Raw genomic sequence first — 13,094 nt, forward strand, 5'->3', positions numbered from 1 at the left:
TGTCCAAAATCAAAAAGAATTCATCCATCAACTGTTTGGATTAGCTTCATAAGTTAGCAACTTAAAGGAAACTGGTTCTCTATGTTTATAGGAATAGGTTTTTGCACCAGAACCAATAAAGTCCAATATTTTTTAAAAGATTGATAATTTCTAATAAAGTTTGATTAAAAGTCCTGTATGATATGCAGGATTTTTTTGTTCCGCAATCGGGCCAGATTGTGGAGTACTTAAGAGTTATAGATCTTTTGAAATGATATATATTAAACAACCCCTTACTACTAGTTTAGAATTAACTTGGTGAACCGTATCATAAGTAAACGAGGTTTTTTTATGGGGGAAATTAAGAAATATTCAATAAACCTTAGAAGATGGTACTGTATTTAAAGAAACGATACGTTAAAAGTTAAATTAAAACAGGATGTTGAGTTTCTCAACATCCTGTTTTATTTACAAGATTAAAAGGAATCCAAACTCTATGTTCCAACAGTCAAATCAATTTCATACCTGTAGTCGTTTAAGTGTTGCAATGGCTTCATTTACTTACTTATTAGTGCTGTGCTGTTTATTAGGTAATTTACGATTTGCATGGGCCTTTCCTTGACGCTTTTCGTTCTGCTCCGCCTTAGCCTGTTTTTCATGTAATTTTTCTACAAACTCATGTGTGTCATCCATAAGAAACCCTCCTTATCTAGAACTCATTGTTACTTTATCCTCAGTCAAAGAATTCATACATGTAATTAATTGGTCGACTAATTAGTCTGAGATCATTTAAGAAACAGAAGCAAAGCAATTTGGAAAAGATCATAAAAAAATTAGTGACGAATCCTGAAACAGAAGAAGTTAGCGAATAATACTTTTTTGTGTATTATGTAAGATGACAGTATTAAACTAACACCTCACTTAGAAACACAACGGCGTTCCGTATCATAAATTAAAATAGGTGAAGGTGAATAAGTAAATGTTTTATAGCAATTCCCTATTTTAGACAAAGATATAAGCACTATTGGTTTATAATTATAGGCGTGTTAATGGGGTATGTTATAAGTGAACTTATAGTAGATACACCCAATTATATTTCTGGAATCATCTGCGTTACGAGTGGTTTAGTGATAGGCGAAACGTTTATGTATATGAAATGGTCTCGACAAAAAATAACAAAACTGATATATAAAATCATTTTGTTTATACAGCAAGAAAAAGAGCAAACTAGTTGTCACTAAACAAGTCTGCTCCTCTTTCACTTCTGATAATGTATTTTATGTTAACTAATTTTGTATATCGTATACACTCAAAAATTAGGTGGTTTTTGAATTTGAATCAAGTTTCTTAGATAAATAACGGCATAGTAATCCGATGATCAACATTATGGAAAATGGAATGACCATATAATACGGAGCTAATATGGTCCAAAACAGCAGATATCCACTTATAGCAAATATAAGCCAACTTATTATAAGTAAAAAACTAGATAAAAACTCCTTCATGGAACCCACCCTTATTTTTTCATATTTACTTTAGAACCATTTAATGTATCGATCTAATACAATAATAAGAACAATAAATGATATGGCTAACATTGTAGTTATGTGGTAATTTTTCTTACCTTCCTCTACTCTTTTTTCCTTCATGATTCTTCTATATTTTTCTTGGATTTTGTTCCTATTTGATTTCATAACTGCATTTTACCCCTTTATTTATGTTGTAATTATCCCTAATTTAACAAAAAACAGATGGGCTTCCAATACAAGGAAAGATGTTTTCCCTATAACTTACATTATGTGAACTGATTTATTCTAAATTCCTTTCAATAAAAAGCCTCCTTTGCTAATGATAAGCAGAGGAGGCTTTCTGCCCTTTAATTTTGTTGTTCTTGGAGTGCACGTTTAATGACAGTCGCTAATATCTTGGTTGTACGTTCTTCTTCTTTTAATGTATTCTCTACGCCACCAATATTAATCAGTAAAGCTCCAGGATGTAAATCCTGATTATATGAGACTGGATTGTGATAAGGGCGCTCCCTTTCCTTAAGAATACCTCTAGAAATTCCCGGGTACATCTCGTTTAATATACGATCTAATTGTGCAGCTACCTTTAAATTTTCCTCATAAGACGGATGGGTATTTGAAACAAAAAATTGAACCTTTGCTACATTCTTTCCATTTATTTTTGTGGTGGTCGTTTCCCTTTCCCCTACAGCATCATCCCTATGAATATCTAATACTAACTGAACTTTCGGATAAGCTTGCACAGCATTCTGAACGGACTTTCGGGATAACTCATAACTATCCTGGAGTTCCATGTCTTTTTCCATTAATAACTTAGTATAGTCTGTATCGTCAATTGTGGTAGGTATAGATTCCTGTTCTAAATAATGTTCTAAACTTTTAGATACCGTTTGAACATTTTTCTTTTTGTTATAACCATTGATTTCCCTGGTTTCAAAAGATTCCCAACTATGTGTGTTATAAATAAAGACTTCTGTATCTTTGTTTACTTGTATAGGTTTACTGATGGGTTCAGGGTGACTGTAAGTAGAAAAAGAGGGCTGTGGTGTAGGTTCCTGATGGTTTAAGACGGTTATCGTAAGAACAGCAGCGAGACAAACCGCCACCATAGTTGGCCAAATGGTTTTCCAACTTCTTTTCTTTACCGATGAAGAAGACTTTCTGGCTTCAGAAAGAATCTTCTCTCGTGTTTTCTGAACATACTCTGGATCTGGATCTAACTCTTTAGAGTCCTTTAATAAACGAATCCATTCTTGCTCAGTTCGTTCTCTCATGGTTCCACTCCTCCCATTGGATATGTAAGAGTTTCTGCAGCTTCTTTAGGGCTCGAAAGTAGGTGACTTTTACTTTTGATTCTGAATATCCAAGAACTTCAGCTGTCTCTTTAATGGAGAGTTCGTTAATTGCTCTAAGAATAAAGACAGCACGATAGGTAGGTTTGACTTGTAGTAAAGCCTCCTCCACCATTTGGCGCTCTGTTTTCATCTCCATCAATTGACCCGGTGACTTTCCGGGGGAAATTAATTGTTGAAAGTAAACATCCTTAAATAAACGGTAAAATTTCTTTCGACGATATTGATCAAGGGTTACATGTTTAGCAATAGAGAAGATCCAAGGTTTAAGAGGTTTAGATGATTGATAAGTAGGGAGAGATTTTAACACTTGAATAAAGGTTTCTTGTGTAAGATCCTCAGCTTCGCTTTTGAGGCCTGTAAAACACATAATAAAGCGATAAACATCTAGATAGTAATCATCATAAATTTGAGCTATACGATTCTCCTCATCCGAATAATGAGCCAATACGTTCCCTCCTTTTCACATGCACCCTATATTCGCATGAACACACTAAAAAGTTACAGTTTATGTTAAAATTTTCTTATCCTTAGAAAGGAAGCATAAGATCATGTTTAAAAGAAAATTGTTAACGGCTCTCATTACCAGTATATTATCTATTGTCATTATCTCTTTTCTTACACCAATAGATGGTTTCTTTGGGCAAGTAGATAATTACTTGAAAAGTGTACTGCATAGCTTTTTAATTTTTCCTGTATATATTATTCCATGTGTTTTCCTATACGGATTACCTACCTCTCTCCTAATTGGATTCGTAACCAATAGAATGGAAGCTGGTCAATTCCAATTTTCTCTTGTTGGTCACACATTATTTGGTATTCTTCCCTTCTTCCTTCTGTGGTTCTTTACCTTTTATTCTGTAGGCATTGCACTTCTATTCTGTGTAGTAGACCATATCTTACAATGTAAAAGAAGTTAAATCGATAAACATCACATTTTTTGTAAAGGTGGTCAATACTCTATGAAAGACTATTTTAGCCAGAGATATAAGCATTATTTGTTTACCCTTATAGGCTTGTTAATTGGTTTTGGTATAGGCACACTTATAATAGAGGAACCTGACTATATTACTGGAATCAGTTGTGTTGTGATTGGTTTAGTAATAGGAGAATCATTTATGTATATAAAATGGTTTCGACAAAAAAATAACGAAACCGATATATAGGATAATTTTTGTTTATACGAAAAGGAAAAGCACAAATTTGTTGTTATTTAGCAGGTTTGTGCTTTTATTATTTCCTTCATGTTTTATATAAACTAGAGATGTATAACCCTATACACTTGTACAATTAGACAGTTATTCTTTTATTAAAAGGAGAATAAGACACTAAGAGCGAAAATGGTATTATCCAATTATTAGAAAAGGGTGATCCATTGGGGAAGTATGATCTGTATCGCGGGTTTAGAAAGAAAAGTTTGCGTTCTAAATCTTTACTCATATTATGTTTAATTTCACTAATTACAACATTGGTTACGTTTAAGATAGCAGATGACACCCATTCTAAGTTTTATGTAGAACAGGATTATATAATTAGCGAAATTAAGGACGAACTTGAAGGTGAAAACTCTCTTACGAAGGAAGAAAACCAAAGAATTAGAACCATGGTTCAAGTCCATCAAAATAATTATCCAAGCTATCAATATTTAGCTCTCTATCCAAAAGAAAAAAATCAGATGAAAGATTACCAGTATGATTCCATATTGGCAGACCTTGACTTATATCAGGCACAATATGTTTATCCTCTAAATCAAGAAGTAAAAAGAGGGTTTTTAGCCGACTCTTTCTATATCTCGGAGGCTGTTGATGCTGGAGAATGGTATATTGTTCAGCAGTATCATCCTACTGGAAGTTATTATTATGAAATTACAGTGGTGTTCTTTAGTCTATCCTTAATAAGTCTTATACTTTATGTAGGTATAGAGATTCGTCGTTACTTAAAAATTAGGTTACGACTGATTAGGAACTAATTTTTTAGATTGATGTAACAAAAGTACAAAACAAAAAGGAATGATTTTTTGGAGAGAACTAGTGAGGAGTCCGATGTTTTTAAACAAGTTGTAAAGAGAATGTGCAAAATTAACCATATTTCTCCTCAGAAACCCAGATTTGAAATGATTGAAGATATTATGGTTATTAGTATGAAGAATCATTTAAAAGATGGTGTAGATATGGATTGTTTTAAAATTTTAAACCTGATTTATCAAATCATTGGACCTTTAGGGGTGAAATTCACCCAACAATTATGCCTCTATCCAAATTCAGAAAGACTGGCTAGAGTAACTGTATCTTTTGACAAAGAGGAGTATGAAGCTTTGAATGCGAAAGTGGAAGCTATAGTAAATAATTGAAGTGATGTTTATTTATCCTCATAAAGACAGTAAAAGGAACATGCTTATTGTCATGTTTTTTTACTGTTTTTTATTTTAGCAGCAATATCTGGTCTAAATACGTCCATAAAAGTATACTTTTACGGTCGGTTACTTTGCGAACTATCTCATTGTGTTTACCTATGTGCTCTTACTGCCCAACCAGGATTTAACGGGCTTGCTCCAATGATACCAACACCCATTTTCTTTTTGTTTACTTGTTTTTCCTTTACCATGCTAACACCGCTTCTAATTATCTATAACCTTGTCTTTTCTTTAGTAAATTATTAGTGATTACATAAATTCTGAAATATAATTAGCTTGCTAACTAAATGAGTAGGAAAGGAGAGATTAAAAAAGATTCTCTTCCATCTGTTTCATCATTCTTCTTAATAACATACGCTCCTCAGGTGCAATACCAGCTAACAATTTGTCTTGTTGTTTTCTCCATCTTTCATGGACCGGACCCTCTAGATTGCGACCTTCAGGAGTTAAATAAACTTGCTAATTCTACCATCTTTCTCATCACGTTGACGATAAACTAATCCTTTTTGTTCAAGAGCTTTCAGCATATTTGTTACAGTAGGTGCTTCACACTTTAAGTGTTCACATAATTGAACTTGTGTAAGTCCATCATTTGTCCATAGCTTACATAACAAATTGTCCTGCCCAACATGAAGGTTTACATCCTGTAACAAGTGGTTGTAATTTCGACGCATTTGGGCTGATATTTTATCAAGAAGTTCTCGAATTTCATCTTCAATCATATAGATCATTCCTTGTTGTAATATAATTAGCAACCTAACTATATCATTTTCTTATTTTTTCATTCAAATATTTAATGAAAAAGAATGTAATCATGGTATGTGTAAACTAATTACTTCTCTTTATCTCGAAAATAATATTGAGTTCCATAAATACTATAGTAATTATAGTTGCACGATCTTTTTTAGGTTTTTATTCTTTTTCTCCAAATTCTTTTCCGAATTCCTCCATTAGATCAATAATGGGAATCAATGCCTTTCCTTTTGATGTTAATGAATATTCCACACGTGGAGGAACCTCTGGATAAACTTCACGGTTAATTATACCATCTACTTCTAACTCTCGAAGTTGCTTTGTAAGCGAACCTTGAGAGATATCAGCTAAAAAGGATTTAATTTCACTGTAGCGACGTTTTTTATTTTTTAAAAACCAAAGGATTAAATACTTCCAACGTCCAGAGAGTATGTTTTGTGTATAAGCAATACCATACATTTCTCTTTGTTCTCGTATAAATTCTCTTTCAAATCCATCTTTACAAATTTTCGTCATCCCTTACACCTCTCTTATCTACCCATAAGTACAAAAAAGTGTACTACGGCAATTTAAATTGCCCTCTTCCAAAAGATGAGCAATGATTCTATTCTAGTGGATGTAACAAAAATACTCAATACGATTCAAGCATAGCCAAATGAGGATGTATTTATCAAAAATCAGTATTTGGAGAAACATTAAAACACAAGAGGAGGTCATGCTAATGCCTACTAAATCTTTTCAAGAAGTTGTACGCTCTCGACAGTCTATACGTCAATTCCTTTCTACACCAGTTGAAAAGGAAGTTCTTCGTGAAATTCTCCAGGATGCTCAGTATACCCCATCGAATTGTAATACACAGCCTTGGGATGTCCATATCGTTTCAGGTGAAAAGAAAGAGGAACTTAGCAAGGCTCTTATCAATGCATTTGAAAAAGAGCAATTCTCACCTGATTTTACATTCGATAACAATGATTTTTATGATCGTTATGCTGAACGGCAAAAAGAACAGGGAAAAACATATTATGAGGCATTTGGCATAGCTCGCGAAGATCAAGAAGGTCGCCATAAGGGAGTATTACGAAACTTTGAGTTTTTTAATGCACCGCATGCTGCTTTCTTATTCATGCCTTCATTTGGAGACAATGTACGTGTTGCATCTGATATTGGCATGTATGGTCAGTCATTTCTACTAGCACTTGAGGCACGTGGGATAGGTGGTATTCCTCAGACAGCATTAGGCTTTTTCGCTGACACGGTACGCCAATTACTGGGTGTATCCGATGACATGAAGTTATTGTTTGGTATTTCCTTTGGTTATCCTGATAAAGAAGCGAAAGCAAATAGTTTTCGTATGGGTCGTGATCCAATCGACTCTAATGTGACATTTCATGACTAATCTATCTGGTGAATAAGTTTACACCCTTTTAATGTTGTACATAAACTATTTGGGGTTTTCATTCTACAAAAAGGCTGTCAGAGGTTAGACAGCCTTTTTATACTTTTACGGATAAGATATTTAAATCTATTACAAGATGTTAAAGTAATTATTATCGTTAACAAAAGAAAAAGCCACCCAGTGTTTGTAGGACAGGTGCACTTTTTATACATTTTTCTGATTTACATCGCTAAGAGAAAACTTGTGATACCAAGGATGTATAAAAAGCTGCATACTCCGGAAAAGAATCCTTTGTGGATGCTTACTTACTGCCTTTACAAATTTTCGTCATCCCTTACACCTCTCTTATCTACCCATAAGTACAAAAAAGTGTACTACCGCAATTTAAATTGCCCTCTTCATAAATTAGAGTAATGATTTTATTATAGTCTATGCAAGTATACTTAGTTTTCACCAATAGCTCCAATGTAACTTGATAAATAAGACAAAATTAGTCTTGAATCTAGTATTTAAGAAGGAAAGGAAGAATATCAACATGAATAATACAATTGAATTACTTTGTAATCATACATCCGTTCGTTCTTATACAAATCAACCATTGACAGAGGAGCAACGGGATCTAATCTTTAAGGCAGCTAATCAAACTTCGTCTTTCAGCCTTCTACAGGCCGTTTCTATCATTAGAATTACGGATCCAGCTCTTCGAAAAAAAGTGACGCAACTCTCTGGTCATCAACCTTATATTGAAGAAGCAGCAGAGTTTTGGATTTTTTGTGCAGATTTTAACCGAAATCATCAAATTGCTCCCAAAGTAGACCTTGATTATATTGAGTACCTTTTAATAGGTTCATTCGACGCTGGGCTAATGGCTCAAAATGCTTTAACGGCAGCTGAATCAATGGGACTAGGTGGTGTATACATCGGTGGAATAAGACTTAATATTGCAGAATTAACTGAGGTATTAAATTTACCAAAGTATGTAGTTCCTTTAGTTGGTCTATGCATAGGCCATCCTGCTGGAGAGAAACCTGGACTAAAACCACGTTTGCCTCAATCAATGGTCATGTTTGATAATCAGTACCAGCCACTCGATGAAGAAAAATTAGCAACTTATGACCAACAGATGCGTGAATATTACCAAGATCGTCCTGTTAAAGCGCCTTTCACAGTGAAGAAAGTAAAGGGATGGAAAGACCATATTGAGGATCATCTTGAAAGAAGCCAACAGCCCTTCATGCTTGAGTATTTAAACAAACAAGGATTTGCTAAAAAATAAACTGTTTACAATTCATGTGAAAGAAACTAGATTTCGAATTGCTACCTACGTTTTTAGCTTTACCTGCATTAGACTTTACTCATATTACAGCAATTTTCAGTCTAGCAGTTACAATCCAAAGAAGTAAACGAAACTATTGTGGCATTGGGTGATTATCCACCTGATCATATAGATACGAAGGCTACAAATTTAATTCGTAAGTTTACTGAATCACAAGATAAAAAGCTCAAACTGGATCCAGAAGAATATTATAAAAAATACATTGAGATAATAACTGAAACAAGTGCATATGTAAATGCTTATATACAAGAAGTCGTAGATGAACCAAAGGATGATATTAGAAAATATGATGAAAAAGCCTAATCTCTCATTTGATTTAGTTATAGAAAGGTTACATGTTGAAAATAGGTTACGTAAAAGTTTTGACACTGTTACAAGATGTAAATTTATAAACAAGATAACCATTTAAACCAATATATTATAAGGGAGATTTTAAAAAAATGAATTTGAAAGAAATTAGTTGGAAAGAAGTTCTAAAAGATATTACGCAGAATAAAGAGACATCAAATATCCCTACAGGCACGCCTACACCAGAACATATGAGAAAGGCTATGCAAAGCTATATTGATATGATTAATAAAAACTATCATGAAGGTACACTTAATTTGTTTGCAGATAATTACATGCTTGAAGATCCATTTGGTACAAAAGCTTTAACAATTAGCAATGGATTTACAGCAGAAGATTTTGAAGATGAAGATGTGCAATTTATTCCGAAAAAAGCGAAATTAATAGCTCCAATTAGTACAACATATGGGAATCAAGCAGCTATGGCATTCAAACTGTGGATGGACGTTGGGGGACAAGAAGTTACTATAGATATTATTGACGTCATGACATTTGATGAATCAGGTAAAATTATTAAAGTAGTGGCTCATTGGAGTAGGGATAATGTCAGCTTAATTAATAGAGGAAATGATTCAAAAGAATAATCCAAATACCACTTTTGTTTGCATCGTTAGCGCCGGTTCAATGGGTGTTAACACAGGCTATCCCCTGGAGTGGACTGGAGCAGACGTCACTTTCCTGGTTCGTGGGGGCGTTTGTTGAATAAGAGGGTCCTTACATATTAGACATATCTAATATGTAAGGACCCTTATTTTATATGTATTATTTGAATTTTAGTCTTGATAAGATGCGATCAGGTAGCTCCTCGTATTCATAAATTTTGTTTAAATCTAGATTTGCATATTTATCTTCGTTGTTTTCCATAATACCTCTTACCCTCCACCATTCAATACATGCTGACTCATCATAACATAAAAACTAATAAAGGAAGCAACGCTTTAAATACAAGGAAGTCAAAAAAATAATAGGAACGAATTTTACATTTATCTTTTGTTTGGCGGGCAATACTTCACTAAATGTAAAATTCGGGCCTGTGTTTATCGTTGCTTTCACTCAAAAATTATTGAATTAGCTTAGATTTATATGTTTTTTAATTTTTATGAAATTATGAGGAAGGATAAGACTTAAATGAGGGGTGAGATGTGAAGAAAAGTCTTCTTATGTTTATCATCTTGATTTTACTTTTTTCCCTAGTTGCTTGTACTAAATGACCGAAAACCTTCTGTAAATAATAATCATACCCATAACAAAGACCGTCCAGTATCCATATTGTATAAGGCGGTCTTAAGTATATTTATGACTTATAAGTATACTTTTACGGATGGTTTTACAAACAATGATTTAAGATATATAGATTTTAAGGTTATATGGAGAGAAAATAAAAAAGAGAACGATTAGTTCTCTTTTCAAGATACAACCATAGAATTTCGGGAGGGATGCCCGCCTCTGGAATTTGTGTCAAACTAATCACTGAATCCCTCAAGACCTCTACAATATTTTCCTTTTCAGTAAACTACCTAAGAGGATCCGTCCTAACTTAACCAATTTATGTTTGAATTTAAATGATGATCGATTATGCTTTTCCTCAGAATTCTTCTCATTGTAAGCCATTTGACAGAACAATTCTTGGCTGTTAACTGTTTCTAATTCATCATCTCGTTTTACATAATGATAATACCCCTTCGAATCTTGTTCTCGGGCCTTGCAATTATCTTTTAACATGAAGCTTATCCATGTATAAATTCGTTGTTTTAAATGAGTTTTCAAAATAGGAAAGAGAATTTCAATACGATTTTCCATATTCCGTGTCATCAAATCTGCAGATGATAAAAATATTTTCTGTTCTCCGTTCCGGTGAAAATAATAAATCCGTGTGTGTTCTAAAAATGTGCCTATGATACTCCGAACTCTGATATTTTCACTCGCTCCTTTCATTCCGGGACGTAAGCAACAAATACCACGTATAATAAGGTCAATTTTCACCCCTGCATTTGATGCCTCATAAAGTTTCGTAATAAGTGGTTTATCAGTTAGCGAATTCATTTTAGCGATAATATGTCCATTTCCATATTGTTGGTGATAGACGATTTCTTCATTGATTAACTCTAAGAATGTATCTCTTATACCAAATGGTGAAACAGATAAATGATGATAATTGGGTTTTTCCATATAACCACTTATGTAATTGAAAAAATTGGTTGCGTCCATTCCAATTTTTTCATTAGATGTAATTAACCCCATATCTGTATAAATTCTTGCTGTAGCATCATTGTAATTACCTGTCCCTAGATGGACAAAGCGTTGAATTTCCCCTTTTTTACGGCGCAGAACCAGGGTGATTTTACTATGCGTTTTTACCCCCGTCATCCCATATAGAACATGGCACCCTGATTTTTCTAATTCCCTTGCCCACTGTACGTTATTTTCTTCATCAAATCGTGCCTTTAGTTCCACTAGAACCGTTACCTGTTTTCCATTTCCTGCAGCGCGTTTAAGACTTTTAATAACTGGAGAATCTCCACTTACCCGGTAGAGCGTTTGTTTAATAGCCAATACGTCTGGATCGTCTGCAGCCTGTGAAATAAAATGAATGATAGGTTCAAATGATTCATATGGATGATGAAGTAAAACATCTTGGGTAAGTATCTTCGAAAAAATATCCTTTGCTCCTTCTAAATCTTGAGCAGGTTGAGGAATAAAGGAAGGTGCTACTAAATGTTCATGGGTTGATTGAATGGTTTTGTAAAATGAAAAGAGAAACGTTAAATCAAGTGGTGCCTGAACAAAATAGATATCTTTATCATGAATTTCTAGTTCCTCTTTTAAATAGTCAACTACTTGCTTATCATAACAATGTCTTTGCATCTCTAATCTAACAGCTGCGCCCCATTTGCGTTTTTTAAGTTCTTCTTCAATTTCCTTTAGAAGATCCTCTGCTTCATCTTCATGAATGGTTAAATCTGCGTTCCGTGTAATACGAAAAGGTGTTACTGATTTGACATGGTACCCCGCGAATAACTTATGAATAAATTTAGCGATGACTTGTTCTAATAAGACAAAGACTCTTAGTCCATCTTCTGCGGGTAACTCAATATAACGGTTTAAACAAGAAGGAACTTGTACAATCGCTAATTGTTCAACTATTGATAATCCTCCTTTTTTCCCGTGCATCTTTTCTTCAATCCTAATAGCCAGATTTAAAGATTTATTTAATAACATAGGAAAGGGACGATAGGCGTCAATAGCCATAGGAGTTAAAATAGGGAAAATCTGCTGATTAAAAAAATCTTCTAAAAACAATAACTCTGCAGAGGATACTTTTGAAACGGACACAAATTTCACACGTTCTTTAGCCAATAAAGGTGTTAGTTCATTTATGTATATGTCATCTTGTTTGTCTACAAGAGAATGTGTAATTTCAGAAATAGCACTTAACTGTTCTTTTGGAGTTAATCCTGCTTTATTTTCAGGTCGATTAAACCCAGCCTTTACTTGATCTAGTAAACCAGCTACACGCACCATAAAAAACTCATCTAAATTCGAGCTGAAAATAGATAGAAATTTATATCGTTCTAATAAAGCATTTCGATTATCTATTGCTTCCTCCAATACACGTTTATTAAAATCCAACCAGCTTAATTCTCGATTATTATAAAAGGAAACGTCCTCTAGGTTTGTTATTGTGTTGTCTTTACTTGTTGGTGTCACGATATGGATATCTCCCTTCTTCGCTTTTAATTATATATTTTAGAAAACACTACTAATTTATAACTGAAAAATGTATGTTTTGTAAAGATTTTGTAAATTTTTAAATTTCAATTATAATTTGAAAATTTTATTTCGGGGTTCTGGTACAAAAACTTCAAAATAGCTGCAAGTAATCTCTAAAACTGGTTCTGATGCAAACATTGCATTTGGCTAAAACAGATATATAGATTACTAGTGAAATTTGTTCTTATGCAGTTAATCCGGTTCTGGTGCAAAAATTTCA

General features: G+C 33.6%; 14 protein-coding genes. 8 read left to right on the forward strand and 6 right to left on the reverse strand.

From position 1 onward, the window contains the following. Positions 1-540: 540 nt before the first annotated feature. The 3 genes from MOC86_RS26670 to MOC86_RS26680 all read right to left on the reverse strand — a co-directional run bounded on the left by MOC86_RS26670 (position 541) and on the right by MOC86_RS26680 (position 3,305). Positions 541-672 carry a DUF4023 domain-containing protein gene (locus MOC86_RS26670; RefSeq protein WP_124048927.1) on the reverse strand — a complete coding sequence of 44 codons (132 nt, stop codon included), beginning with the start codon at positions 670-672 and terminating at the stop codon, positions 541-543. 1,183 nt (positions 673-1,855) lie between these two features. Then, the gene (gene spoIIP / locus MOC86_RS26675) at positions 1,856-2,779 is read right to left on the reverse strand and encodes a stage II sporulation protein P (RefSeq protein ID WP_268586906.1); all 924 of its coding nucleotides are present in this window, start codon (positions 2,777-2,779) and stop codon (positions 1,856-1,858) included. Continuing rightward, positions 2,763-3,305 carry an RNA polymerase sigma factor gene (locus MOC86_RS26680; RefSeq protein WP_268586907.1) on the reverse strand — a complete coding sequence of 181 codons (543 nt, stop codon included), beginning with the start codon at positions 3,303-3,305 and terminating at the stop codon, positions 2,763-2,765. Before MOC86_RS26680 ends, spoIIP begins: the two co-directional genes overlap by 17 nt. A 103-nt stretch (positions 3,306-3,408) precedes the next feature. On the opposite strand from MOC86_RS26680, the gene MOC86_RS26685 reads away from it, so the two are divergent. The 4 genes from MOC86_RS26685 (at position 3,409) to MOC86_RS26700 (ending at position 5,207) form a co-directional block, all read left to right on the forward strand. After that, entirely contained in the window at positions 3,409-3,777 is a 369-nt protein-coding gene (locus tag MOC86_RS26685) for a hypothetical protein (protein WP_268586908.1), read from the forward strand. Between the two features lie 42 nt (positions 3,778-3,819). After that, positions 3,820-4,023, forward strand: a complete 204-nt coding sequence (locus MOC86_RS26690) for a hypothetical protein (protein ID WP_268586909.1) — start codon at positions 3,820-3,822, stop codon at positions 4,021-4,023. Positions 4,024-4,232: 209 nt separating this feature from the next. After that, on the forward strand, positions 4,233-4,826 hold the full coding sequence (locus tag MOC86_RS26695; protein WP_268586910.1) for a hypothetical protein: 594 nt from the start codon (positions 4,233-4,235) through the stop codon (positions 4,824-4,826). Positions 4,827-4,874: 48 nt separating this feature from the next. Further along, on the forward strand, positions 4,875-5,207 hold the full coding sequence (locus MOC86_RS26700) for a hypothetical protein (protein WP_268586911.1): 333 nt from the start codon (positions 4,875-4,877) through the stop codon (positions 5,205-5,207). Positions 5,208-5,716: 509 nt separating this feature from the next. On the opposite strand, the gene MOC86_RS26705 is transcribed toward MOC86_RS26700, so the two are convergent. Together MOC86_RS26705 and MOC86_RS26710 are read right to left on the reverse strand one after the other, a co-directional pair. Further along, positions 5,717-5,992 carry a MarR family winged helix-turn-helix transcriptional regulator gene (locus MOC86_RS26705; protein ID WP_268586912.1) on the reverse strand — a complete coding sequence of 92 codons (276 nt, stop codon included), beginning with the start codon at positions 5,990-5,992 and terminating at the stop codon, positions 5,717-5,719. A gap of 190 nt (positions 5,993-6,182) precedes the next feature. Beyond that, complete coding sequence (locus tag MOC86_RS26710) at positions 6,183-6,539, reverse strand: winged helix-turn-helix transcriptional regulator (RefSeq protein ID WP_326847769.1); 357 nt, start codon at positions 6,537-6,539, stop codon at positions 6,183-6,185. Between the two features lie 205 nt (positions 6,540-6,744). On the opposite strand from MOC86_RS26710, the gene MOC86_RS26715 reads away from it, so the two are divergent. The 4 genes from MOC86_RS26715 (at position 6,745) to MOC86_RS26730 (ending at position 9,687) form a co-directional block, all read left to right on the forward strand. Further along, positions 6,745-7,419, forward strand: coding sequence for a nitroreductase (locus tag MOC86_RS26715; RefSeq protein WP_268586913.1), 675 nt, complete (start codon positions 6,745-6,747; stop codon positions 7,417-7,419). A gap of 535 nt (positions 7,420-7,954) precedes the next feature. Next, positions 7,955-8,695, forward strand: a complete 741-nt coding sequence (nfsA, locus tag MOC86_RS26720; RefSeq protein WP_268586914.1) for an oxygen-insensitive NADPH nitroreductase — start codon at positions 7,955-7,957, stop codon at positions 8,693-8,695. A 138-nt stretch (positions 8,696-8,833) separates the two neighbouring features. Next, positions 8,834-9,058, forward strand: coding sequence for a hypothetical protein (locus tag MOC86_RS26725; RefSeq protein WP_268586915.1), 225 nt, complete (start codon positions 8,834-8,836; stop codon positions 9,056-9,058). 137 nt (positions 9,059-9,195) lie between these two features. After that, positions 9,196-9,687, forward strand: a complete 492-nt coding sequence (locus tag MOC86_RS26730; RefSeq protein ID WP_268586916.1) for a hypothetical protein — start codon at positions 9,196-9,198, stop codon at positions 9,685-9,687. A 904-nt stretch (positions 9,688-10,591) separates the two neighbouring features. Here MOC86_RS26730 and MOC86_RS26735 read toward each other — a convergent pair. Next, positions 10,592-12,811 carry an RNA degradosome polyphosphate kinase gene (locus tag MOC86_RS26735; RefSeq protein WP_268586917.1) on the reverse strand — a complete coding sequence of 740 codons (2,220 nt, stop codon included), beginning with the start codon at positions 12,809-12,811 and terminating at the stop codon, positions 10,592-10,594. Between the last annotated feature and the right edge of the window lie 283 nt (positions 12,812-13,094).

Source organism: Priestia endophytica (assembly GCF_026790145.1).
Taxonomy (GTDB): domain Bacteria; phylum Bacillota; class Bacilli; order Bacillales; family Bacillaceae_H; genus Bacillus_I; species Bacillus_I endophytica_A.